Source organism: Pseudomonas sp. NPDC087612 (assembly GCF_044743505.1).
Taxonomy (GTDB): Bacteria; Pseudomonadota; Gammaproteobacteria; order Pseudomonadales; family Pseudomonadaceae; genus Aquipseudomonas.
The window spans coordinates 149,539-173,980 of sequence record NZ_JBIUWO010000012.1; the positions used below are offsets into that span (position 1 = coordinate 149,539).

Genomic DNA, 24,442 nt, shown 5'->3' on the forward strand with positions numbered 1-24,442 from the left:
AGCTGAGGTAGAATGGCCGGCTTTTCACCAGACTGTACGCGGCAGGAGACCATCGGCGTGGAGATTCAGAACAACAGGTCGGTCGTCCTCGACACCGAAACCACCGGTATGCCGGTGACTGACGGCCACCGGGTCATCGAGATCGGTTGTGTCGAGCTGATGGGCCGGCGCCTGACCGGGCGCCATTTCCACGTCTACCTGCAGCCGGACCGCGAGAGTGACGAGGGCGCCATTGGCGTCCACGGCATCACCGACTCCTTCCTGCTCGACAAGCCGCGCTTTGCTGAAGTCGCCGATGAATTCTTCGAGTTCATTCAGGGCGCCCAGCTGATAATCCACAACGCGGCGTTCGACGTTGGCTTCATCAACAACGAATTCGCTTTGCTCGGCCAGCACGATCGCGCCGACATCTCCCAGCATTGCACTATCCTCGACACCCTGATGATGGCCCGCTCGCGTCATCCGGGGCAGCGCAACAGCCTCGATGCGTTGTGCAAACGCTATGGTGTCGACAACTCCGGCCGTGAGCTGCACGGCGCACTGCTCGACTCCGAGCTGCTGGCCGACGTCTACCTGAGCATGACCGGTGGCCAGACCAGCCTGTCGCTGGCCGGCCACGGTGCCGATGGCGAAGAGGAGGGCGACGACAACCGCGGCAGCGAAATTCGCCGCCTGCCTGCCAGTCGCCAGCCGGGGCGGATCATTCGCGCCAGCGAGCAGGAGCTCGAGCTGCACATGGCGCGTCTGGAAGCCATCGCCAAGTCCGCCGGTGGCCCGGCGCTGTGGCAGCAGTTGTCCGAAGCAAACTGAGGCAATTTGCCGCGCAGGGGCGCTGGCGACCTTCTACCCTGAGGTGACAGAGCTGTCACCCGGAGGAAGCGCCTGCCCATGTACAAGGACCTCAAGTTCCCCGTCCTCATCGTGCATCGCGACATCAAGGCCGATACGGTCGCTGGCGAGCGTGTTCGCGCAATTGCCCAGGAGCTGGCCCAGGACGGCTTCACCATCCTGCCGGCCGTCGATTACGCCGAAGGCCGCCTGGTCGCCGCCACCCATCACGGCCTGGCGTGCATGCTGATTGCTGCCGAAGGCGCTGGGGAAAACACTCACCTTTTACAGAACATGGTCGAACTGATTCGCCTGGCCCGGGTGCGTGCACCGCACCTGCCGATCTTCGCCCTGGGCGAGCAGGTGACCCTGGAGAATGCCCCTGCCGATGTCATGAGCGAGCTGAACCAGCTGCGCGGCATTCTCTACCTGTTCGAAGACACCGTGCCGTTTCTCGCCCGCCAGGTGGCGCGGGCCGCGCACAGTTATCTGGATGGCTTGCTGCCGCCCTTTTTCAAGGCGCTGGTACAGCACACCGCGCAATCGAACTACTCATGGCACACCCCCGGCCATGGCGGTGGCGTGGCCTATCGCAAAAGCCCGGTCGGCCAGGCCTTTCACCAGTTCTTCGGCGAGAACACCCTGCGTTCGGACCTGTCGGTGTCGGTCCCTGAGCTGGGCTCGCTGCTCGATCACACCGGGCCGCTGGCGGCCGCCGAGGCGCGGGCGGCAAAGAATTTCGGTGCCGACCATACCTTTTTTGTGATCAATGGCACTTCCACCGCCAACAAGATTGTCTGGCACTCGATGGTCGGTCGAGATGACCTGGTGCTGGTCGACCGCAACTGCCACAAGTCGGTGGTCCACGCGATCATCATGACCGGGGCCATCCCTTTGTACCTGTGCCCGGAGCGCAACGAGCTGGGGATCATCGGGCCGATCCCGCTGAGCGAATTCAGCCAGGCCTCGATTGCCGCCAAGATCAGCGCCAACCCCCTGGCCCGTGGCCTTCCGCCCAGGGTCAAGCTGGCGGTGGTGACCAACTCCACCTATGACGGCTTGTGCTACAACGCCGAGCTGATCAAGCAGGAACTGGGCAGCAGTGTCGAGGTGTTGCATTTTGATGAGGCTTGGTATGCCTACGCGGCGTTTCACGAGTTCTTCCGCGGGCGTTACGCCATGGGCACTTCGCGCAGTGCCGACAGCCCGCTGGTGTTCAGCACTCATTCGACCCACAAGCTGCTGGCTGCCTTCAGCCAGGCGTCGATGATCCATGTGCAGGACGGCGGCGCCCGCCAGCTGGACCGCGACCGCTTCAACGAAGCCTTCATGATGCATATTTCCACCTCGCCGCAGTACAGCATCCTCGCCTCGCTGGATGTCTCTTCGGCGATGATGGAAGGCCCGGCCGGGCGCTCCTTGCTGCAGGAAATGTTCGATGAGGCGCTGAGCTTTCGCCGGGCCATGGCCAACCTGCGTGAGCACATGGCCGCTGATGACTGGTGGTTCAGCATCTGGCAGCCGCCGCTGGCGGACGGTGCACGGCGGCTCGCCACCGAAGACTGGCTGTTGCAGCCCCAGGCCGACTGGCACGGTTTCGCTGATGTCAGTGACGATTACGTGCTGCTCGACCCGATCAAGGTCACCCTGGTGATGCCCGGGCTCAGTGCCGGCGGCGCCTTGAGCGAGCATGGCATCCCGGCCGCGGTGGTCAGCAAGTTTCTCTGGGAGCGCGGCTTGGTGGTGGAAAAGACCGGGCTCTACACCTTCCTGGTGTTGTTCTCGATGGGCATCACCAAGGGCAAATGGAGCACGCTGCTGACCGAGTTGCTTGAGTTCAAGCGCAACTACGATGCCAACACCCGCCTGCTCGAATGCCTGCCCTGCGTCGCCCAGCTCGATCCAGTGCGTTACCAGGGCCTGGGCCTGCGCGACCTGTGTGACCAGTTGCACGCCTGCTACCGCAGCAATGCCACGGCCAAGCAACTCAAGCGCCTGTTCACGCGTTTGCCGGAAGTGGTGATGAAACCTGCCGATGCCTATGACCGGATGGTGCGCGGGGAGGTCGAGGCGGTGCCGATCGAGCAGTTGCTCGGGCGCATCGCTGCGGTGATGCTGGTGCCCTACCCGCCGGGCATTGCGTTGATCATGCCGGGGGAGCGCTTTACCGAGGCGACCCGTTCGATCATCGACTACCTGGTCTTTGCTGCTGCCTTCGACAGCGGCTTTCCCGGTTTTGTCGCCGATGTCCATGGGTTGCAGCATGAAACCACAGTGCAGGGACGGGTCTATACCGTCGATTGCATCAAGGCCTGAGCGGGCTCAAGGAATGCGGATGATTTCCACGCCACTCTGGACCAGCTCAAAGCGGTCTTCACCCAGGTGGTTGACCCGGTCACCGATTGCCAGCTTGTAGGTGGTAATGGGCAGGGATGCGGCGCTTCCGTCGGCCTGCAGGGTGGCTTCCTGGAACTCATGAACGGGATAGATGCGGCCCTCGGCGTCCCGTGCATGAAACTGTCCGACCAGTACTGCTGTCATTTACCGTACAACCTCTGAAGAAATAAGTATCTGTCAGGCATAGACCACTGTTTTGCCTGGTAAGTTTTGCCTGTATGGAAAAAAACTTCAGGGCCGTGCCGGATCATCTATACCTACAACTCCCTTTGTTCATCACATCAGGAATTTGCCATGAGCCAGGTGTATTCAGTCGCCGTCGTCGTCGGCAGCTTGCGCAAGGAATCCCTCAACCGCAAAGTCGCCCGCGCGCTGGCCGAGCTTGCGCCATCCAGCCTCAAGCTGCACATCGTCGAAATTGGCGAGCTGGCCTTGTACAACGAGGATATCGACGTCAATCCGCCGCAGGCCTACAAAACGTTTCGCGAGCAGATTCGCGGCAGTGATGCGCTGCTGTTTGTCACCCCCGAGTACAACCGCTCGGTGCCGGGAGTGTTGAAGAATGCCATCGATGTGGGCTCGCGGCCCTATGGCCAGAGCGCCTGGAGTGGCAAGCCCGGGGCGGTGATCAGTGTGTCGCCGGGGGCGGTGGGCGGCTTTGGTGCCAACCATCACCTGCGCCAGTCGCTGGTGTTCCTTGATGTGCCGTGCATGCAGCAGCCTGAAGCGTACATCGGTGGGGCGGGAACGCTGTTTGACGACAACGGCAAGCTGTCGGAGAAGACCCGGCCGTTCCTGCAGACCTTTATCGACAAGTTCGCCGTGTGGGTCGCGCGCCACCAGAACTGAGGCATTGCACCGGCCACCTTACTCAAGGCTGGCCGGTGCAAAGGCAGGTTCAACGTTGCTGTTGCCCTGCCAGGTTGGTCAGCGCCTCGATCAGGTTGCTTTCGTTGCGCTTGAACTGTTGCTCCAGCGCGGTGATGCGTGCGGCAATCTGGTCGGGGTTGTCATCCGGATAGAGGTCGTACAGCTCCAGTACCTCGGCCTCGTAGGCAGACTTGAGCGCCATGAAACGATCGGCGTGGCTCTCGCGCAGGTAATCCACCCAGAAGTCCCGCCCCCTGGCGAAGTCGAGGAAGGCCTGACCGCCTTCGCCCTGGCGTACCTGGTTCAACGCAGCATCCAGTTCCCCGGGGCGAATGTTGGCGGCCGTTCGGTACAACATGTTGCTCGGCGGCACCGGCAGGTCCAGCTCACGGGCCCATTGCAGGCGATAGGCCAGGCGCACTTCGGCTTCGTCGCGGCTACCGGCCTGTTCGCGGGCGACGTTGTCCAGCGCCTCCAGTCGGTACAGGCGGCGGGTGAGGGCGTACAGGGAACTGCCCCGCTGTTCGTCGGCAACGCCCTGCAGCGATTGGCGAATGAACACCTGGATTTCCATCTGGTTGAATGCCAGGCGTATGCCGTCAGGGCAGGTGTCGCGCTGCCTGATCTGCTGCAGGGGTTCGGCACCCATGCCGTTGAGGACCAGGCGCAGTTCTGCGTCATTGGCGGCTACCTCGAGCACGCCCCAAACCCGTTCGGTAAGGCCGCTGCGGCTACCAGCATCGCGATAGTCGGCGCTGTGCTCCAGATGGCCGACAACCCCCAGCAGGTCGCTGGCGTCTGCGCCCTCTTCGATCTGTTGCCAGATACCTCGGCGTGTCGCTCTGCGGTCTTCTGCACCGCTTAGCCAGACATCCGCAGCGGATTCGGCTTCTTCAGGGGAAGAGGGGGAAGAGGGGGAAGACTCGCTTGAATAGTGTCGCGCACGCTCCAGGGCACGGATGTCGGGGGGCAAGTCCATATAGAAGTCGTAAGCGCGATTGTAGCCTTCGGACAGATGAGCGGTGCGCATGGTTTCATCGGTCAGCGGGTTGCCGGTCAGGGAAATTTCAGTGTGATGTTCTTCAGTGCGTGGGTTGGCGAGAATATGCTCGGGCAATTCGCGCAACTGGTTGCCAATCAGTGATAAGCGTTGCATGGGTCCCGGCAGCAGCGTGTCCAGCCATTGCGGCCAGGCTTGCAGGCCGACATTGTTGAGGCTCAACTGCTCGATGTTACGCAAGGTAGAGGCATCGGTAATCTCGCCGATAACATTTGCGTCAAGTTGCAGCTCCGTCAGCCCTGGCATGAGTTGCAGCGTTGCCAGTGTTGACTGATCGATACTCAGGCCCTGATCGATCAGGCTCAGGTGTTCCAGCATCCGCAATTGCGGCAAAGCCGTGTTCAATCTGCCCAGCGGGGTGACATGCCCTTCGATGTGCAAACTGTCCAGGTAAGGAAAGTCACTGAGAAACCGATGCAATTCACTGGCGTTGGTGCCCACGCGCAGAAGGTGCAGCCTGCGCAGGCGATGATAGAAAAACGCCGGCAATCGTCTGGGGAAGTCGTTCAAGGCAATTGCCTCGAGACGCAAGGTTCCAACGTGGCCATGGGTTGGTTCGTGGCTCCATAAGTCGTGGACCAAGCGGCCCAGGCGGCGCCTGGAGGCAATCTGTTCATCGTGTAGCGGTGCGCCTGAGTGGGACGCCTCGGCCCACTGCGCAAAGGCTTCATCTAGCGCGGCGCGTTCCTGGGTCATGACATCCAGGATGACGCGAAGATTCTCTGCAATGGTCAGTTCAAAGCTGAAACGCCTGCCTTCACCTTCACTCAGGCGCATGCGGATGAGTGTGTCTCGCGACAGCTCATTGCCGAGTAACGAAATTCGGGTGTGATGACCGCTGCCGACGGGGTTTTCCAACACGCTGGCGGGTACCGTGTTGATTTGGTTGTCGGCCAGCGATATTTCAGCTATGCCGTTCATGTTGGCGCTGTTGAGCCACCGTGGCCATCCGTAAAGTCTGGTGCGGTTCAGCCCCAGGTACTCCAGGTTAAAGCCGCTGAGGTCGATGTCGGTAAAAGTACTGAAGGCGTTGCCGCTTAGGTCCAGGCGTTGAAGCTGACTGAAACCCTGAAAGAGGTCGATTTGGTCCTGGCCGATGTATAGCCGGGTATCGATCAGACTCAGTTCGCGCAGTTGTGGGTAATGTTCCAGTGCAGTCTGGCCGACAAAGTAATGGCCGGGTTGGCCACGACTCTGGCCATAGACCAATGACCTCACCTGGGGAAAGCGCTCGAAGAACCGGCCGAGGCCGTTACTCTCGTTGTTCGGGTTGATGAACGGATCGACCGGCGTTTCGTCATAGTTCGCGTTCAACAGTTCCAGGCCCTGCACGCGCTGCTCGATGAAGTCGGGCAATTGCGCTGGGAAGTCGATCAGGTAAACGTCTGCCAGTTGCAACGGGGTGGTGGCTTGACTCAGGTCGGGCAGGTTGTTGGCGCGCCAGTGACGCCACAACGCCTCGGCGATGCGTGTGCGGCTGTTCATGCGCGCGGCGCTCAAGGGCGGCATCGAACTGGCGGCATCCGTCCAGCTGGAAAGGTGATCGCGCAGCCTCTGTTGCTCTACAAGCAGTTGATCCAGGCGCTGGTCGATGTCGGCACGGCTCCACTGCGCGTCGTAGAACATCTGCAGGATCTGCTCGGGAAAGGCGTGCTCGAATTCAAGCAGACGGATCTTGTCCAGCAGCGTCTCTTCGAGGATGAAGCCCGGCAGCCTGCCGCGTCCGCTCAAGGCAAAACCAAGCCTGCCATCGGCCAGGCGCATGGGGGAGCGGGCGCCGGGCTTGAGCGCTTGCATCTTCAGCACGGCTCTCAAGCTGTGCCGGGCCAGTAGCGGTTGCGACCGTACTGCCTGTTTGAGCGCTGCGTGCTGGCTGACGTCGGCAAAGCCCAGGGCGCTGCGTTGGGCGTCCGGCAGCGCGTGCAGGACTGCGGCATAAAGGTTGTCACGGCCATGCAATTGGCGTCCGTCGGCATCGTAGCTTTGGTAGGTGGTGCCATCGCTGACCAGGACCTTGCGAATCGGCGCATCGCTGTTGCCGATGCTGTCGAGTAGCGCCCCCTGGATTGAACCCTCGCGTACCTCCAGGCGCACGTCGGTGGACCAGCCGTGCAGGGTGCTCAGGGTATGCAGCACCAGGCGCTCGCTGTCGGGACTGCTGCCAGCGTCCAGATACAGCCCTTCATACGCACGATTCAGACGCAGCTTATGCTGGTAGGCACGGGCTTCTTCGCCAATTCGTACGGGAATGCGCGCATTGACACGCAATTGTTCAAGTTCTGCCGGGCTGGCGTGGCGCAGCAGTTCCTCGATCACCACCGTGGGCAGGCTGCTGAAGGCTTGCTGGATCTGCAGCACCGGGCCAGCGTCGGTTTTTTGCAGTGCCTGGTAGCGTTCATTGAACAGTCGGGTTTTGTGTGTTTTTGCCTGGGTCGCCAGTTGTTGCTGTAACTGGCGTTTCGCTGTGGTGAAGTTGGGCTCGCCTGTACCCAGCGGGTGTTGCAGCAGTCCTTCGAGCTCTGCCTTGGTCATTTGCCGCATCAGTGCTTCGAGAACGTCATCACCACCGAGCCGCACCTGCAGGGGGCGGGGCAGCGCATTGCCACTTTGGCTGTGGTACTGCGCAAGCACCTTACCCTGCTCATCGAGCACGGTCAGCGCTCGACCGTTCGGCCAGCCTGGCGCCTCGGCCAGTAGTTGCAGTTGCAGGGCCGGTTCGGCGCGCTGATCGCCGGCCTCCAGTAACTGGGTGAAGCGGTCAAGCTCATATTCCAGATGGAAGCGGTGTAGCGTGTCGCTGAACAGGGCGGGCGGGCGCAGGCCTTCGCTCAATGTGTGACGCAGTTGTGCCTGATGGGTTTCGCTGACGCGCATGATGGTGCTGGCGACTTCGTCGGAGAACTCGGCGCCGGCATGTCCGAGCCGTCGGAACAGGCGGATGCCTTCCCACTCAAGCGGCTGGTCGGTGACCTGTAGCCAGGCGCCCGCCTGGTTATGGCGCAAGGGCGGCTCGTAGGCGCTCACGCGCCGCGGGTGTTCGAGCCGATACGGCATGTTGCCTGCAGGCGGCTTGACCGCGTAGGTGCGGCCTTCGAGCACCAGCCATTGTCGCCCTTGGTAGTCGTAGAGCCCGGAGGCATTGGGTTGCAACTCGGCGGGTAGCCTGATGTGTTGGGCGAATGGCTGCAGGTCGGGCTTCCACAGGCGCGTACTGCCATCGGCCAGTTGCACGCTCTGCATCTGCCTGACCAGCTCAGGGGCTTGTACCGCAGCGCCGCCCCCTGCCGCCGAGAGGCCTCCCAGGGCGGCAATCATTGCCAGGTTTTCGACCACATCCATCAGGTAGCCCCAGGCTTGCTGGCTCTCGCCCCTGGCCAGGCTCTCGATGCTTTCATAGACTTCGTTGCACAGTTGTACGGCGGTGACGGCCAGCATCACCTCGCCGAGCACCGGCACCACGAACGCGGCAATATTCAGCACGTTGAATGTGGTCTGGACAAAGTACAGCAGCTTGTCTTGCAGCGACTTGTGGTCCTCGGCGGCCGTGGGTACGCCGTGAAACAGCGCATCATCCTTGAGCTGGGCGATTTTTTGCTGGTTCAGCGCATTGAGCAGGTTGACGAAGAACGTACCTTCGCGCAGGTGCAGGCTGGCGTTGCTGTCGAGTTTTTCTTCGTAATAGCCAGCGGCACTGTTCCAGACTTTGGGGTAGAAGGCCTGGCGCAGGCGAGCAAAAAGCTGAGCCCGGTGGCGTGCAGGAATGAATCGGGCAAAAAACTGCTGATAACCCGGCTTCAGAAGACTTTCGCGCAGGGACGCGAAAAAGTGCGCAAGCGAAGGGTATTCCCTGAGTGTGTCGTAAGGATCATCGGGAATGTAAACCACGACCTTTTCGCTGTGCTGGCTGGCACTGCGGTCTTTTCCGAAGACAACGATGGCGCTGAGTTCGACATCCCAGAGTTTGAGAAAGTTACGGGTTATCGTTACACCGTCCAGTGTTACCGGTTTGTTTCGAGCGATATCCAGCAATACGCCATGCATCTGCGGGCTGATGGTTTTTCTCAACCGCGCAATGTGCGTGTGCAGGAGGAACGTCGATTGCTCGAGCTGTTTGAAGTCGGCGCGCACGTTGGCGCTGGCGGCGTCGGCAGCGTCACCCGCAGCGGACACCGGGTTGAGTACGCGCTGTATCAACTGTTGGTAGGTACCGCCCAGGTCAAGTTCGCGGCATAGGGCGGCAAACTGTTCGGGAACGATATTCAGCGACGACTCGTCGGGGTAGCGCCCGGGCCGGTTGAGTGCCGGGTCGGAGTAATAAATGCGCGAGGCGATCGATGTCCGCCCGCGATCGACAGTCATGGCGCCCGGCACGGCTTCCCAGGCTTCGAAGTTCTGCAGGGCACAGGCCAGCAGCGACTGGGTGGCGGCTTTGATCGCGGCGCCAGCCTTGACCGCCGGATCCTGCGACAACGTCAGGAATGAGCCGTCGATGACCACGCGCCGGGCATGGAACAGATAACTGTTGCGCACATCGACATCCAGGCCGAATCGCTCCTGCAGCTTGGCTTTCAACAAGGGTTCGGCGTAGGTCTCGATGGCCGGGAGCGCGGCAAGTATCTCGTGGACCCGCTGCTCGTAGCGGCGATGGCGGATATACACCCTTTGCAGCTGTTCCAGTGTCTGCGCATCGGTATGCCGTGCATCAGCCAGCCAGGGCAATGTTCGCACGTCTACCTTGCGCAGCGCAGCATGAGTGGCGGCGGGGGCGCTGATAAGCCAAGCGGGTAGCTTGCTTGAGATGGGTGTGAGATCGGTTGGTCGGGTGGGGGAACTGAGGTCAACAGACATAAATAAAACCTTCTTCCTTGAGGTGTAGGCATTGAGCGTACGGTGTAAAGCTCAAGGGAAAAAGTTTGAATGTTGGTTGGGAAAGTCGGTGAAAAGATCGTGATTTTGCGGCAATAACGACTATATCTAACACCTTCTTTCTTTTGCCCGGGGCGGCACGAACAAACAGGCAGGTCAAGTTGGGTAACTTGTCCTGCCTGTTCAGATTGCTGGGTCAATCAGCTGTGCAACGTGCTTACACGGCTTGCGGCATTTCCCCACGAGCCAGGCGCTTGTTGATATCAGCGATCACCTCTGGCAGTTCGTTGATGGTGTCGATCAGGTAGTGCGGGCGCGAGCCTGCGAACAACGCATGAATGCGCTTGCGCTCGCTGTCGAGGGTGTCCGAGGCCAGGGCGCGGTAGCCTTCGTAGGTCAGGCCCAGGGCGTTGCCCGAGCACACCAGCGCTACCGTCCACATGCCGGCGCGCCGGCCTTCGAGGATGCCTGGCACGGTGTCGTCGACCTTGACGCAGGCAGCGACATCATCGATGCCCAGGGCAATCACGTTGGCCAGGGCCTGGGCCGGCCAGGGGCGGCCGTTCGGGGTTTCGTCGGTGGCCACCACGTGATCGGCGACGTAGCCGTTCTGCGCGGCCAGTGCCACCACCTTGTCCATCACCACTTTCGGATAGCCCGAGCACGAGCCGATCTTCAGACCGTCTTGGCGCAGCCCGGTGAGGGTGTCGAGGGCGCCGGGGATCAGCGCCGAGTGCACGGCGATCTTCTCGATCTGCAGTGGCATGAAGCGCTCATAGATGGCGGTGACGTCCGCGTCGGTCGGCGTGCGGCCGAACACCTTGCGGTAGCGCTCGGCGATCAGCGGCTGGTCACACAGGGTGCGGATATGGTCCCACTTGCCCATGCCCATCGGCCCGCGGGCTTCCTCGATAGACACTTCGACGTCGAACTCGGCGAACGCCTCGACAAAGATCTGGGTTGGGGCAAAGGAGCCAAAATCGACCACGGTGCCGGCCCAGTCGAGGATCGCGGCTTGCAATTGCGTCGGGTTGTTGTAGTTCATGTTCAGGGTTCCTTGAGCGGGTGGTTGCGCTGATCGGGTAAAAAGGCTTCGGGGTATCAGATGTCCAGCACTTCCATTTCCCGCAGCACCTGAGCCACGGCATCGACCGCGGCCTGCATGCCGTCCGGGCCGACGCAGCCGATGCAGCCGACGCGGAAGGTTTCGACCTGGGTCAACTTGCCCGGGTAGAGGATGAAACCCTTGGCCTTGACCCGCTCGTAGAAGTCCTTGAACTGGTAGCGCGGATCGTTCGGGGCATGGAAGGTGACGATGATCGGCGCCTGAATCTCGGCGGGCAGGAAGCTGCGCAGGCCAATGGCGGCCATGCCGTCGAGCAGGGTCTTGCAGTTGCTGGCATAGCGCTGGTGGCGGGCGGGCAGGCCGCCTTGTTCGTTGTACTGCAGCAAGGCCTCGTGCAGCGCCGCCACCACATGGGTTGGCGGGGTGAAGCGCCACTGGCCGGTCTTGGCCATGTAGGCGTGCTGGTCATGCAGGTCCATGGCCAGCGACGGCGAGTTGCCTTCGGCGGCGGCCAGCGACTGTTTGTTGGCAAAGACGAAGCCCATGCCAGGCACGCCTTCCAGGCATTTACCGGAGGCGGCGATGAGGGCATCGAACGGCACCTGGCGGGCATCGATCGGCAAGGCGCCGAACGAGCTCATGGCATCGATGATCAGGCGTTTGCCGTGGCCGGCGATAACCGCGGCAATCTCGGCCAGCGGGTTGAGAATGCCGGTGCTGGTTTCGCAGTGAATCAGTGCCACGTGGGTAATGCTGCTGTCGGCGCTCAGCAGACGGTCGACGTCAGCGGCAGTGGTCGGCTGGTCTTCGGCGGTTTCGAAGGTGCTGCAGGCGCGGCCCAGCACCTTGCAGATCTTTGCCAGGCGCTGGCCGTAGGCGCCGTTGATCAGTACCAGGACCTTGCCGTCGCGGGGCACCAGGGTGCCGATGGCCGCTTCCACGGCAAAGGTGCCGCTGCCTTGCAGGGGCACGCAATGGTGGCTGTCGGCACCGTTGACGATGGCCAGCAGTTGCTCGCAGAGGCTGGCGGTGAGCTGGTTGAAGTCGCGGTCCCATGAACCCCAGTCGACCATCATCGCTTGGCGGGTACGGGCCGAGGTGCTCAGGGGGCCAGGGGTCAGCAGGATAGGGGCGTTACTCATTCCGGTAGTCCTCGCAAGCGGTGGGCTGAATCTACGGGGCCTACGTTGCAGTTCCGTGCCTTATCAATCAAATTGTTTGTTGTTATGCCAGCCATAAGTCAGGCCGATAGATATGAACCTGTTCCAGCTCCGCGCCTTCGATGCCGTGGCCCGTGAGGGCAGTTTTACCCGCGCCGCCGCCCGTCTGTTCATCAGCCAGCCGGCGGTGACCGGGCATGTCAAGGCGCTTGAGGAGCACTACCAGATCACCTTGCTGCGCCGCACGGCGCGACGTGTCGAGCTGACCGAGGAGGGCATTCGCCTGGCGGCGATCACCCGCGCGATGTTTGGCCTTGCCGAAGAAGCCCAGGCGATGCTCGAGGCCAACCGCCAGTTGCTCACCGGGCGCCTGGAAGTGGCCGCCGACGGCCCGCACCGGGTCATGCCGATGCTCGCGCAGCTGCGCGCGCGGTATCCGGGGATCACCGTCAACCTGCGTCTGGGCAACGCCCAGGAAACCCTGGCGGCGCTGCTCAGCGAGCATGCCGATGTCGCGGTGATGACCGAGGTCGAGTCGCGCAAGGGCCTGCACCTGCAAAGCCTGGGCGATTCACGGATCTGCGCCTTGCTGCCGGCCGGGCATGCCTGGGCGGCCAGCGCCGAGGAATTGCCCCTTGGCGAGCTGGACCGGCAGATCATGGTACTGCGCGAACCCAGTTCGATTACCCGCCGCACCTTCGATCAGGCCTGCCGCGATGCCCAGGTGCAGCCGCGCGTGCTGCTGGAGCTCGACAGCCGTGAGGCGGTGACTGAAGCGGTAGCGGCCGAGCTGGGCATCGGTATCGTTTCGTCGCTGGAGATCAGCCATGACCCGCGGGTGGTGGCGCGGCCCATCGGCGCAGCGGGGCTGATCAACCAGCACATGATCGGCTGCCTGGAGCGACGCCGCGAACTGCGCCTGATCCAGGCGTTTCTCAGCCTGGCGTCGGCGGTATGAGGCGGGGCTGGTTTTTTCCCGGCGGGCCCCTAAGATGGCGGGCAAACACTACAGGCAAGGCGAACGACTGCTGATGGCGGAGAAAGACACCATCTCCATGCAACTGGTGCGCGAGGCGCTGCTGCAAAGCTGCGCCCCCGGCGCTGCGAGCCAGGCCCTGCTCAGTCGTGTGGGGATCGACCCCGAACAGTTGCAGCAGGCCGATGCGCGGGTGCCCGCCGGGGCCTACGCGCAGCTCTGGCGGCTGCTGGCTCGTCGTTGCCACGATGAGTTCTTCTGCATGGACCCGCGTGGCCTGCGCACGGGCAGCCTGGCCTTTGTGTGCCGCTCGTCCATGGCCCAGCCGACGTTGGGCGCCGGGCTTGAAAGCGCCCTGGCGTTTCTCGGGCTGATGCTCGAGCACCTGCAGCCGGCGCTGGTGCGCCAGCAAAGCCTGGCGGAGATCGTCATCGGCGAGCCACGGGATGAGCCGCGCCGGGCCTTCACCTACTTCACCTTCTGGATGATTGTGCATGGCGTCGCCTGCTGGCTGGCCGGGCGGCGCATCCCGATCCTGGCCATTGAGCTGCGGTGCGCCGAGCCGCCGTTTTGCGACGATTACCGGGTGATGTTCTCGGAGAACCTGCAGTTTGACCGGCCACGCACGCGGATGATCTTTGCCGCCGATTGCCTGGACCTGCCGCTCAAGCGCACGCCTGAAGAGTTGCAGCGCTTTCTGGCCGAGGCGCCGGCCAATATTCTGGTCAAGTACCGCGACCCGGCGAGCCTGGCGCGGCGGATCAAGGAATCGCTGCGCCAGCTTCCCGCCGGTGATTGGCCGGAAACCGAGGCCCAGGCCCAGCAACTGTGCATATCGGCCTCGACCCTGCGTCGACGCCTGGCCGAGGAGGGCGCCACCTACCAGGGCCTCAAGGACAGTGTACGCAAGGAGCTGGCAATCGCCTGGCTGGCCCAGGAACAGATAAGCTTCGCCGAAATCGCCGAGCGCCTGGGGTTTGCTGACAGCAGCTCGTTCTACAAGGCCTTTCGCAAGTGGTATGGCTGCAACCCGGGCCATTATCGGGCATTGATCGGCCAGGGTGAAACGCCTCATGCTGCCAGTGATGGTTAAGCGTTTCTAGGCTGGAGGACTGCCATTCCCCCAGGACCTTGAACGTGCCTAACCCTGCCGCCCGATCCCCAGCCACACCGCCTGCGATCACCCAGCCCGGGGTGACCGATGAATTCATCGGTCAAATCCTGCCTGACTGGCTTAAAACCGCCTCCGTCGAGCAGATCAATGATTTGCGCGACGATTTCGCAAGGCTTCGGCACAGCCAGCAAGCCGTCCACGCAACCCTGGATGAACTCCAGGCCATTGATGCTTTTGCCAAACCGTTGCTGGCAGACGCACTGCACGACAAGCTCAACTACCAGGGCAATCTCGATAGCGACCAGTGGCGTGAAGTACTGCGCGACTTCAAGCCAAGCCAGGGTATCGGGCTGCCTAGCGATGATACGATTCTGCTCACCCAGCCCTTGATGCAACGCCTGCTGCAAGGCTTTGGCGCTCGCCAGACAGCCGCCAGCAGCTACTATGCCGGGACAGCGATCGTCACCGCGGGCGAGCTCGAGACAGTGCTGGTCGATACGCCCGAGAAAGTGGCCAGCGTCTGCCGTGAGCTCGATGTAGGCAGGCGTTTCCAGCAGCATCTGGAGGATGTCTTCGCGCCGGCTGAGCAGGACCTGGCCGAGGAAAAGCGCCTGGCCCTGCAAGTGGCTGCGCGCCTCGCTCATTTGCGCGGGCAGATCGATGCGCTGGCCTACCAGATGCTCGAGCAAGTCGTCTCGGGCGCATCCCAGGTCAGCCATGGCGGGTTGGAAGTACGTATTTATCAACTGAATGCGCTGAACTGCCAGGTCAGTGGCGCGGTGGTATTCGAAGTGCGCGGCGAACCGCCGCAAGGGGCTTTGCGCTGGACCGAGGCCAGCCTGATTCGCGGGTTGTTGGTGTATTTGCCGACCGATCGGCAGCAGCCTTTGCGCAGTTACCGCTCCTGGTTTGCCTTCAACGTGGCACTGGCTGAGTCGCTCAAGGGGTCCGAGTCGTATCGCGCCTACTTCAGTGCGCTGATCGGTTTGCAGCAACGTGCCGGTTTTGCCCTGTTGCTGGCAACCAGAATCACCGACTCAAGCGTTGACCTGGACCTGGCGGGCACGCTCCTGCGTGGTGATCTGTTCACCGGTCTCTGTCAATTGCAACTGGCACGGATCAAAGCCGATGCCCGGGTACTGGCGGTGCCGACCGCCGATGTCGACAGTGCGGCGACCCGAGCGTGGCGTTCTGATCTGGCTGCGGCCGGTTGGACGGCACTCAACCTGGTCGGCCTGTTCGTTCCCGCTGTGGGTGGGTTGTTGCTCGGGCATCTTGCACTGCAGACCTTGAGCGAGGTGTTCGAAGGGGCCGAAGACTGGCTGCGCGGGCATCGCGGCGAAGCACTCGAGCATCTGCTCGGTGTTGCCCAGACTGTGGCGGTGACGGTAGCGCTGGGGGCGGGTATCCATAGTGTCGGCAGAGCGTTCAAGCGCAGCGATTTTGTCCAGTCACTGTTACCGGTCACCCTCGAAAGCAATCAGCCGCGCTTATGGCGCCGGGATCTGCGCCTTTACCAGCTGGGGCGCATTCCCGCCGGCTCGCGCTTGACCGATAGCGGCCTGCACCTGGCCGACGGGCGCAGTTACCTGCCGCTACGCGGGGCGGTCTACGAAGTCCGTCGGGTACCGCAGCAAGGTCCGTGGCGCCTGGTTCATCAGCAACGTGCCGGCGCGTACGGGCCGGTCGTCGAGTTCAACGGCGAACGCGCCTGGCGCTTGCGTGATGAGTGGCCGCTGGCCTGGCAGGGCCAGTCGCATCTGCTCGAACGCCTGTGGCCCGCTGCCGGGCTGATGAGCGTGAGCGAGGTGAGTGCGCTGTTGCAGGTGGCGGCTATCGATGAAGATGAGCTGCGCGGGTTACTGGTGGAAAACCGCCGGATGCCGATAGGCCTGCGCGACACCCTTGAGCGCTTCGCCCAGCACCAGCACGGCGTGTCGCTTTCTACACGGTACTTGCCTGACGACCCGCTGCTGGCAACGCTCCAGCGGGACTTCCCCACCTTACCCGACGCCTATGGCCTGGCCTTGCTTGCACAGGCCAGCGATGAAGCGCGCGCACTGCTGGCAGCCGAGGCGCGCGTACCCCTGGGGCTGGCGGAACAAGCGCGGATGCTGGCTCGGGTGGCGCAGCTGACTCGCGCCCGTGAAGGTCTATATCTTGGCTACGGCGGTTCGCTGGACAGCGCTCACCTGGTGTTCTATGCACTCCGGCGTTTGCCGGGGTGGCCGCAAGAGGTGAACCTGGCGTTGCATGACCGCTTTCCCTACAGCCGTTTGCTCGACCGGCTGAAGCCCGAAGACAGCCCTGGGCTGCTCAGGGTCATCGTCCACCAGCAAGGCGTTTACCAGCTCTACGGCGATCAGCCAGATGGCGCTGAGGACGTCGAACTGAGCGGGGGATTGCTACAGGTGATTGCCGCTTCGTTGAATGATGCCCAGCGTGAAGGCCTGGGATGGCAAGGGCCGCATGCGCTTGGGCAAATGCGCGCGGACCTGATTGCCCAGCTGCCGGTCGCTGCCAGCGAACTGGAAGGGGTTCTGGGCCTGGTGCCGATCCGGCGCTGGTTCAACCCGGGACATCGCCTGGCAGATGGCCGCGTAGGGTATCTGCTGAGTGGCCGAGGGGCTGCGCAGGCGATGGCGCAAAGCATCAACAACCGCTTGTGTGCCTTGTTTCCCGGCCTTGATGCCGAGCAGCGCGAAGCCTTTATCGCCCGTCTGCGCGAAAGTGGCTCTTCAGTGCTGCTGGCGTTGCAGCGGCTCGAGCAGGAGTATCAGGTGCTCGATCAGACGCTGAGCACCTGGGAGGCCGTAGCGCCTGCGCAAGCCAGTGGTAGCGCTACGGTGTTGTTGTCGCCACGTAATCGCGTGGCCGAAGCGCTGCGCCACTGCTGGCGTCGTCAAAGCGAGCCGATCATTGACGCGAACGGGATTCTCCAGGGTTATCGCCTGAGCATTGTTGGCCGGCATATCCCGACCTTTCCCAATCTGCCGGGCGAGATCAGCTTTGCTCATGTGGTCGATGTGGTCATGGTCGGCATGCGTATGCGCAGGCTGCCTGCGTCGTTTTTCCGGGCGTTTTCGAACACTCGCTGGCTGAACCTGAGCAACAACTTTTTTGACCAGTTGCCGTCCGGTCTTGAGCACATGTCGGCGTTGCGCACCCTCAGGCTGGAACATAACCACATCGCCCTGCAGGCCATGGATGTCGATGCACTGGCCCGGTTGAACCAACTGCGCATGTTGGTGCTGGACAACAACCCGCTGCGGCGCAACCTCAACCTGCGGCCTTTGCACCGTTTGCGCGAACTGAGCTTGCGCAACACCGGCATGCAAGCCTTGCCGCGCGGGTTGCTCAGCCGACCGTTCCTGGAGCAGGCCGACTTGCGCAACAATCTGATCGCCACCTTGCCCGAGCGCTTTTTCCATACCCCTGGGGTGATCCGTGACGCCATTTACTTGCAGGGCAATCCCCTGGCGCAGGCGACCTGGCAACGCCTGGCCGAGCTCGATGGCATGCAGTTGCCAGAAGAGGATGAGCACGAGCTGCCGGTCGATGCTCGTGCGCTTTGGCTGGCCACCCTGGATGAGCGGGTGTACGAAGTGCGAGCGGGGCAATGGGATGATCTCGCACGGGCAGAGGGCAGCGCAGGTTTTCTGCGTCTGCTCGGCGAGCTGACCGGCACTGCAGACTACCGGATGAACCGCGAGGACCTGAGCCGGCGGGTCTGGGCCCTTGTCGAAGAGGCGGTAGACAGCCAGACACTGCGTTCGACCCTGTTCAAGCTGGCCTCGGCACCGAGGACCTGCGTCGACAGCGTTTCGGATTGCTTCAGTAACCTCGAAGTGGGTTACTTCTTGTGGCAAGCCGAGCAGCAGCCTGGCTCGGAAAACCAGGCCAGCCGCTTGCTTGGGGTGGCCAGGCGCTTGTTTCGCCTTGAGCGTGTCAAGCAGGTTGCCCGGGAGGATATCCATGCGCGTCAGGCCAGCGGCCTGGGCGTCGACGAGGTGGAGGTCAGCCTGGCCTATCGGGTTGGTCTGGCCGAGACCCTGGACCTGCCCGGCCAGCCACGTTACATGCAGTTTGGCGGGGTGGCGGGGGTAACCTCGCGTCAGCTCGACGACGCGGCCAGGACAGTACGCACAGCTGAAGCCGGAGATGAACTGCTGGACTTCATCGCTTCCCGGGATTTCTGGGTCAATTACCTGCGTGACACTTATCCGCAATCGTTCGCGGAGGTTGAAGAGCCCTTCGTCGATCGGCTGCAGGAATTGACCGACAGGGCAGGGGGCGACGAGGCAGCAGTAGATGTGCTGGCGGTCGAGCGCGCCGAGAAGGTACAGGCCTTGATTGTGGCGCTGACCAAGCCCTTGCTTGTCACAAAAGCCGAGAGTTAGTGGTCGCGTCAGGGCCAGCGGCCAAACCAGTCATCCACTTTGACAGCTTTGGCCATTGTCCCGCGCCAGCTCTGGCGCGACTATCTTCAGACCAATCGTTTTATTCCAACAATAACAAACGAGGAGTCTGGCGATGCGTGATTACCGCGCCGCGGCGCAAGGGTTTGACTACCTGCACACCGCTGCGGCTGCCCTGCAAGGCAACCTTGAGGCACTCAATGCCTGCGTCGAGTGCTGCGACCGGCATGTCGGCGGCAATCGTATTGCCCTGAACTGGGAAGGCCGCGACGGCAGCAGCGCGCGCTACAGCTTCGAGCAACTGCAACATTCTGCCGCGCGCCTGGCCAATGTGCTCAGGGCCCAGGGTGTGGGCGTCGGCGACCGGGTTGCCGGGTTGATGCCGCGTACGGCCGAGCTGCTGATCACGGTACTGGCCACCTGGCGCCTGGGGGCGGTGTATCAGCCGCTGTTTACCGCATTCGGGCCCAAGGCCATCGAGCACCGGCTGGAGCAGTCCGCAGCCAAGGTAGTCGTCACTGAACCGCATAATCGCAGCAAGCTCGACGACGTGCATGGCTGCCCGACGGTCATCTGCGTGGGCGCTGCGCCAGGCTCCGGCGATATCGACTTTCACAGCGCACTGGCGCTGGCCAGTGATCACTGCGAGCCGGTGCTGCTGGGGGCCGAGGCACCGTTCCTGCTGATGTTCACCTCCGGCACTACCGGCCCGGCCAAGCCGCTGGAAGTGCCGCTGCGGGCCATCGTCGCCTTCCAGGGCTACATGCGCGATGCCATCGACCTGCGCCCTGAAGACAGCTTCTGGAACCTCGCCGATCCGGGCTGGGCCTACGGGCTTTATTACGCCGTGACCGGTCCGCTTGCCCTGGGCCATGCCACCACGTTTTTCGATGGGCCGTTCAGCGTCGAGAGCACCTGCCGGGTCATCAACAAGTACGCCATCAGCAACCTGGCCGGCTCGCCGACGGCCTACCGCCTGCTGATCGCCGCTGGTAGCGAGTTCAGCGCGCCGATCAAGGGCCGCCTGCGGGTGCTCAGCAGCGCCGGCGAGCCACTTAACCCGCAGGTGATCCGCTGGTTTGCCGACGAGCTGGGCGTGACCATTCACGACCATTACGGGCAGACCGAACTGGGCATGGTCCTGTGCAACCACCATGGGCTGCAGCACCCGGTGCACCTGGGCTCTGCCGGCTTCGCCATCCCCGGTCACCGCATCGTCGTGCTCGATGAACAACACAACGAACTGCCGCCGGGGCAGCCGGGCATTCTCGCTGTCGACCGCGAGCAGTCGCCGCTGTGCTGGTTTGCCGGCTACCAGGGTTTGCCGACCAAGGCGTTCGTCGGCAAGTACTACCTGAGCGGCGACACCGTCGAGCTCAACGACGACGGCAGCATCAGCTTTGTCGGCCGCAGCGATGACGTGATCACCACCTCCGGCTACCGGGTCGGCCCGTTCGATGTCGAGAGCGCGCTGATCGAACATCCGGCGGTGATCGAAGCCGCGGTGGTGGGCAAACCGGACCCGGAGCGGACCGAGCTGATCAAGGCATTCGTGGTGCTGGCCAAAGGCCAAGAGCCGAGCGAAGCACTGGCCGAGGCCCTCAAGCAGCACGTGCGTCAGCGCCTGTATGCCCACGCCTACCCACGGGAAATCGAATTTGTCAGCGAGCTGCCCAAGACGCCGAGCGGCAAGCTGCAACGTTTCATCCTGCGCAATCAGGAAATAGCCAAACAACAGGCCGCGCTCGCGTCGACCGCCAGCGCCTGAGGAACCAACATCATGCAGATTGCCAATAACAACTTCATCGTCAGCGGCGCCGCTTCCGGGCTAGGCGCTGCCACCGCGCAGATGCTCATCGAGGCCGGTGCCCAGGTCATGCTGGTCGACCTCAATGCCGAAGCGGTCGCCGCCAAAGCCCGCGAGCTGGGCACCAGGGCGCACTTCGCGGTGGCCGACATCAGCCAGGAAGCCGCCGCCCAGGCCGCGATCGATGCGGCGGTTGCCGCCTTCGGCAATATCCACGGGCTGATCAACTGCGCCGGTATCGTCGGCGCCGAGAAGGTCCTGGGCAAGAACGGCCCGCATGGCCTGGAAAGCTTCAGCCGGGTGATCAACGTCAACCTGATCGGCAGCTTCAACCTGCTGCGCCTGGCCGCTGCGGCCATGGCCGAAGGCGAGGCGGGCGCTGACGGTGAACGCGGGGTGATCATCAACACCGCCTCGATTGCCGCCTATGACGGCCAGATCGGCCAGGCCGCCTATGCCGCCTCCAAGGGCGCGATTGCCAGCCTGACCTTGCCGGCGGCCCGTGAGCTGGCGCGCTTCGGCATCCGCGTGATGACCATCGCCCCGGGCATTTTCGAAACCCCGATGATGGCCGGTATGACCCAGGAAGTGCGCGACTCGCTGGCCGCCGGCGTGCCGTTCCCGCCACGCCTGGGGCGCCCGCAGGAGTACGCCGCGCTGGCCCGCCACATCATTGAAAACAGCATGCTCAACGGTGAGGTGATCCGTCTCGACGGCGCCTTGCGCATGGCCGCCAAGTAATTTCAGGAGCACTCAAACATGACCCTCGCCAATGATCCGATCGTAATCGTCAGCGCCGTGCGCACGCCCATGGGCGGCCTGCAGGGCGAGCTGAAAAGCCTCACCGCACCGCAACTGGGCGCTGCCGCCATTCGCGCCGCCGTCGAGCGCGCAGGTGTTGCCCCCGACAGCGTCGAACAAGTGCTGTTCGGCTGCGTGCTGCCGGCAGGCCTGGGCCAGGCCCCGGCGCGCCAGGCGGCGTTGGGCGCCGGCCTGAACAAGGGTACCACCTGCACCACCCTCAACAAGATGTGCGGCTCGGGCATGCAGGCGGCGATCATGGCCCACGACCTGCTGCTGGCCGGCAGTGCCGAGGTGGTGGTGGCCGGCGGCATGGAGAGCATGTCCAACGCCCCTTACCTGCTGGACAAAGCCCGCAGCGGTTATCGCATGGGCCATGGCAAGATCATCGACCACATGTTCTTCGACGGTCTGGAAGACGCCTACGACAAGGGCCGGCTGATGGGCACCTTTGCCGAGGACTGCGCCGAAAGCAATGGCTTTACCCGCCAGCAGCAGGACGATTTCGCCATCGCCTCGTTGACCCGCGCTCAGCAGGCGATCAAGGACGGCAGTTTTGCCAGCGAAATCGTCCCGGTCGAAGTGACCGAGGGCAAGACCCAGCGCCTGGTCAGCGACGACGAGCAGCCGCCCAAGGCCCGCCTGGACAAGATCCCGCAGCTTAAGCCGGCCTTTCGCGAAGGCGGCACGGTGACCGCGGCCAACTCCAGCTCCATCTCCGATGGCGCGGCGGCGCTGGTGCTGATGCGCCGCTCCCAGGCCGAAAAGCAAGGTTTGAAACCGCTGGCGGTGATCCATGGCCACGCGGCGTTCGCCGACACCCCGGCGCTGTTCCCCAGCGCCCCGATCGGTGCTATCGACAAACTGATCAAACGCACCGGCTGGAACCTGGCAGAGGTCGATCTGTTCGAGATCAACGAAGCCTTTGCCGTAGTCACCCTGGCGGCGATGAAGCACCTCGACCTGCCGCACGACAAGGTCAACGTGCATGGTGGCGCCTGCGCCCTGGGCCACCCGATCGGTGCTTCCGGTGCACGTATCCTGGTCACCTTGCTGGCAGCCCTGCGCCGCAAAGGCCTGCATCGCGGCATTGCCGCCATCTGCATCGGCGGTGGTGAAGCCACGGCCATGGCCGTCGAGTGTCTGTACTGAGGTGCACCATGCTAATCAATGACGAACAACAGCAAATCAGCGACGCGGTGCGTCAGTTCGCCCAGGAGCGCCTGCGCCCGTTTGCCGAGCAGTGGGACCGCGAACACCGCTTCCCCAAAGAAGCCATCCAGGAGATGGCCGAACTGGGCCTGTTCGGCATGCTGGTGCCGGAACAGTGGGGCGGCAGCGATACCGGCTACGTGGCCTACGCCATGGCCCTGGAAGAAATTGCCGCAGGCGATGGCGCCTGCTCGACGATCATGAGCGTGCACAACTCGGTGGGTTGCGTGCCGATTCTCAAGTTCGGCAGCGAGCAGCAGAAGCAGCAGTTCCTCACCCCGCTGGCCAGCGGCGCCATGCTTGGCGCCTTCGCCCTGACCGAGCCGCAAGCCGGCTCCGATGCCAGCAGCCTGAAGACTCGCGCCCGCCGCGATGGCGATCACTACGTGCTCAACGGCTGCAAGCAGTTCATCACCTCCGGGCAGAACGCCGGGGTGGTGATAGTGTTTGCGGTAACCGACCCCGAGGCCGGCAAGCGCGGCATCAGCGCCTTCATCGTGCCCACCGACTCGCCGGGTTACCAGGTGGCACGGGTCGAGGACAAACTCGGCCAGCACGCCTCCGACACCTGCCAGATCGTCTTTGAAAATCTGCGCGTGCCGGTGGCCAACCGCCTCGGCGAGGAGGGCGAAGGCTACAAGATCGCCCTGGCCAACCTTGAAGGCGGGCGTATCGGCATTGCCTCGCAGTCGGTGGGCATGGCCCGCGCCGCCTTCGAGGTAGCACGTGACTATGCGCGCGAGCGCGAAAGCTTCGGCAAGCCATTGATCGAACACCAGGCCGTGGCTTTTCGCCTGGCTGACATGGCCACCCGCGTTGCCGTGGCCCGGCAGATGGTGCTGCATGCCGCGGCGCTGCGCGATGCCGGGCGTCCGGCGCTGGTCGAAGCCTCGATGGCCAAGCTTTTCGCCTCGGAAATGGCCGAAAAGGTCTGTTCGGATGCCTTGCAGACCCTCGGCGGATATGGCTATCTGAGCGACTTTCCGCTGGAGCGCATCTACCGCGATGTGCGGGTCTGCCAGATCTACGAAGGCACCAGCGATATTCAGCGCATGGTCATTGCGCGCAATCTTTGAAGGGAGCAGCTTGCATGTCATTTGAAACCATTCTGTTGGACATCCACGGCAAAGTCGGCCTGATCACCCTCAACCGCCCACAGGCGCTCAATGCCCTGAACGCGCAGATCGTCGGCGAGATCAACCAGGCCCTGGACCAGCTCGAAGCCGACCCGAACATCGGTTGCGTGGTGCTGACAGGCTCCGCCAAGGCCTTCGCCGCTGGCGCCGACATCAAGGAAATGGCCGACCTGCGCTACCCGCAGATCTACGTCGATGACCTGTTCAGCGACGCAGACCGCATTGCCAACCGGCGCAAGCCGATCATTGCCGCGGTGTCGGGTTTTGCCCTGGGCGGCGGCTGCGAGCTGGCGATGATGTGCGACTTCATCCTCGCCGCCGACAACGCCAAGTTCGGCCAGCCGGAAATCAATCTCGGTGTGCTGCCGGGCATGGGCGGTACCCAGCGCCTGACCCGCGCCGTAGGCAAGGCCAAGGCCATGGAGCTGTGCCTGAGCGGGCGTCTGATGGGCGCCGAGGAAGCCGAGCGTGCCGGACTGGTGGCGCGTGTGGTGCCGCAAGCCGAGCTGCTGGAAGAAGCGCTGAAGGTGGCGGCGACCATCGCCAGCAAGTCGATCCCGATGACCATGATGGTCAAGGAAAGCGTCAACCGCGCGTTCGAGGTCAACCTGGCCGAAGGCGTGCGCTTCGAGCGCCGGGTATTCCATGCGGCCTTCGCCACCGAAGACCAGAAGGAAGGCATGGCGGCGTTCATCGCCAAGCGTGAGGCGCAGTTCAAGGATCGTTGAAAT

The 24,442-nt window shown here is 63.1% G+C and carries 15 protein-coding genes; 11 read left to right on the forward strand and 4 right to left on the reverse strand.

The features are described 5' to 3' along the window. Positions 1–12: 12 nt before the first annotated feature. Together dnaQ and ACIOVF_RS23610 are read left to right on the forward strand one after the other, a co-directional pair. Positions 13–810, forward strand: a complete 798-nt coding sequence (gene dnaQ / locus ACIOVF_RS23605) for a DNA polymerase III subunit epsilon (protein ID WP_082075525.1) — start codon at positions 13–15, stop codon at positions 808–810. A 78-nt stretch (positions 811–888) separates the two neighbouring features. Continuing rightward, positions 889–3,144 carry an Orn/Lys/Arg decarboxylase N-terminal domain-containing protein gene (locus ACIOVF_RS23610; protein WP_401292812.1) on the forward strand — a complete coding sequence of 752 codons (2,256 nt, stop codon included), beginning with the start codon at positions 889–891 and terminating at the stop codon, positions 3,142–3,144. Positions 3,145–3,150: 6 nt separating this feature from the next. Here ACIOVF_RS23610 and ACIOVF_RS23615 read toward each other — a convergent pair whose 3' ends face one another. Then, the gene (locus ACIOVF_RS23615; protein ID WP_038996154.1) at positions 3,151–3,369 is read right to left on the reverse strand and encodes a hypothetical protein; all 219 of its coding nucleotides are present in this window, start codon (positions 3,367–3,369) and stop codon (positions 3,151–3,153) included. A 150-nt stretch (positions 3,370–3,519) separates the two neighbouring features. On the opposite strand from ACIOVF_RS23615, the gene ACIOVF_RS23620 reads away from it, so the two are divergent. Then, the gene (locus tag ACIOVF_RS23620) at positions 3,520–4,074 is read left to right on the forward strand and encodes an NADPH-dependent FMN reductase (RefSeq protein WP_093385206.1); all 555 of its coding nucleotides are present in this window, start codon (positions 3,520–3,522) and stop codon (positions 4,072–4,074) included. Between the two features lie 49 nt (positions 4,075–4,123). Here the strand turns inward: ACIOVF_RS23620 and ACIOVF_RS23625 are convergent, their stop codons facing one another. The 3 genes from ACIOVF_RS23625 to ACIOVF_RS23635 all read right to left on the reverse strand — a co-directional run bounded on the left by ACIOVF_RS23625 (position 4,124) and on the right by ACIOVF_RS23635 (position 12,229). After that, entirely contained in the window at positions 4,124–9,883 is a 5,760-nt protein-coding gene (locus ACIOVF_RS23625) for an NEL-type E3 ubiquitin ligase domain-containing protein (protein WP_401292815.1), read from the reverse strand. Positions 9,884–10,238: 355 nt separating this feature from the next. Further along, entirely contained in the window at positions 10,239–11,066 is an 828-nt protein-coding gene (phnX, locus tag ACIOVF_RS23630) for a phosphonoacetaldehyde hydrolase (protein WP_045202100.1), read from the reverse strand. Between the two features lie 56 nt (positions 11,067–11,122). Continuing rightward, positions 11,123–12,229, reverse strand: coding sequence for a 2-aminoethylphosphonate--pyruvate transaminase (locus ACIOVF_RS23635; RefSeq protein ID WP_045202098.1), 1,107 nt, complete (start codon positions 12,227–12,229; stop codon positions 11,123–11,125). A 112-nt stretch (positions 12,230–12,341) separates the two neighbouring features. Here ACIOVF_RS23635 and ACIOVF_RS23640 point away from each other — a divergent pair, with 112 nt between their 5' ends. From ACIOVF_RS23640 to ACIOVF_RS23675, 8 genes are all read left to right on the forward strand, one after another. Continuing rightward, positions 12,342–13,205 (forward strand): LysR substrate-binding domain-containing protein, encoded by an 864-nt coding sequence (locus ACIOVF_RS23640; protein ID WP_401292819.1) that lies wholly within the window; start codon positions 12,342–12,344, stop codon positions 13,203–13,205. Between the two features lie 73 nt (positions 13,206–13,278). After that, the gene (locus ACIOVF_RS23645; protein ID WP_213601957.1) at positions 13,279–14,316 is read left to right on the forward strand and encodes an AraC family transcriptional regulator; all 1,038 of its coding nucleotides are present in this window, start codon (positions 13,279–13,281) and stop codon (positions 14,314–14,316) included. Between the two features lie 44 nt (positions 14,317–14,360). Continuing rightward, positions 14,361–18,737 carry an NEL-type E3 ubiquitin ligase domain-containing protein gene (locus ACIOVF_RS23650; protein ID WP_401292823.1) on the forward strand — a complete coding sequence of 1,459 codons (4,377 nt, stop codon included), beginning with the start codon at positions 14,361–14,363 and terminating at the stop codon, positions 18,735–18,737. A 133-nt stretch (positions 18,738–18,870) separates the two neighbouring features. Beyond that, positions 18,871–20,523 (forward strand): AMP-binding protein, encoded by a 1,653-nt coding sequence (locus ACIOVF_RS23655; RefSeq protein ID WP_195883463.1) that lies wholly within the window; start codon positions 18,871–18,873, stop codon positions 20,521–20,523. Between the two features lie 12 nt (positions 20,524–20,535). Beyond that, a complete protein-coding gene (locus ACIOVF_RS23660) occupies positions 20,536–21,303 on the forward strand; it encodes an SDR family NAD(P)-dependent oxidoreductase (protein WP_195883464.1) in 768 nt (255 codons plus the stop codon). Positions 21,304–21,321: 18 nt separating this feature from the next. Further along, the gene (locus ACIOVF_RS23665; protein ID WP_401292827.1) at positions 21,322–22,515 is read left to right on the forward strand and encodes an acetyl-CoA C-acyltransferase; all 1,194 of its coding nucleotides are present in this window, start codon (positions 21,322–21,324) and stop codon (positions 22,513–22,515) included. Between the two features lie 8 nt (positions 22,516–22,523). Next, a complete protein-coding gene (locus ACIOVF_RS23670) occupies positions 22,524–23,651 on the forward strand; it encodes an acyl-CoA dehydrogenase (protein ID WP_045202085.1) in 1,128 nt (375 codons plus the stop codon). 14 nt (positions 23,652–23,665) lie between these two features. Continuing rightward, positions 23,666–24,439, forward strand: coding sequence for an enoyl-CoA hydratase (locus ACIOVF_RS23675; protein ID WP_010224326.1), 774 nt, complete (start codon positions 23,666–23,668; stop codon positions 24,437–24,439). The last annotated feature ends 3 nt before the right edge of the window (positions 24,440–24,442 follow it).

Excerpts from the sequence above, each read along its gene's own strand:
- dnaQ (WP_082075525.1), top strand. The coding sequence starts at position 13 with ATGGCCGGCTTTTCACCAGACTGTACGCGGCAGGAGACCATCGGCGTG.
- ACIOVF_RS23610 (WP_401292812.1), top strand. The coding sequence starts at position 889 with ATGTACAAGGACCTCAAGTTCCCCGTCCTCATCGTGCATCGCGACATC.
- ACIOVF_RS23615 (WP_038996154.1), bottom strand. The coding sequence starts at position 3,369 with ATGACAGCAGTACTGGTCGGACAGTTTCATGCACGGGACGCCGAGGGC.
- ACIOVF_RS23620 (WP_093385206.1), top strand. The coding sequence starts at position 3,520 with ATGAGCCAGGTGTATTCAGTCGCCGTCGTCGTCGGCAGCTTGCGCAAG.
- phnX (WP_045202100.1), bottom strand. The coding sequence starts at position 11,066 with ATGAACTACAACAACCCGACGCAATTGCAAGCCGCGATCCTCGACTGG.
- ACIOVF_RS23635 (WP_045202098.1), bottom strand. The coding sequence starts at position 12,229 with ATGAGTAACGCCCCTATCCTGCTGACCCCTGGCCCCCTGAGCACCTCG.
- ACIOVF_RS23640 (WP_401292819.1), top strand. The coding sequence starts at position 12,342 with ATGAACCTGTTCCAGCTCCGCGCCTTCGATGCCGTGGCCCGTGAGGGC.
- ACIOVF_RS23645 (WP_213601957.1), top strand. The coding sequence starts at position 13,279 with ATGGCGGAGAAAGACACCATCTCCATGCAACTGGTGCGCGAGGCGCTG.
- ACIOVF_RS23655 (WP_195883463.1), top strand. The coding sequence starts at position 18,871 with ATGCGTGATTACCGCGCCGCGGCGCAAGGGTTTGACTACCTGCACACC.
- ACIOVF_RS23660 (WP_195883464.1), top strand. The coding sequence starts at position 20,536 with ATGCAGATTGCCAATAACAACTTCATCGTCAGCGGCGCCGCTTCCGGG.
- ACIOVF_RS23665 (WP_401292827.1), top strand. The coding sequence starts at position 21,322 with ATGACCCTCGCCAATGATCCGATCGTAATCGTCAGCGCCGTGCGCACG.
- ACIOVF_RS23670 (WP_045202085.1), top strand. The coding sequence starts at position 22,524 with ATGCTAATCAATGACGAACAACAGCAAATCAGCGACGCGGTGCGTCAG.
- ACIOVF_RS23675 (WP_010224326.1), top strand. The coding sequence starts at position 23,666 with ATGTCATTTGAAACCATTCTGTTGGACATCCACGGCAAAGTCGGCCTG.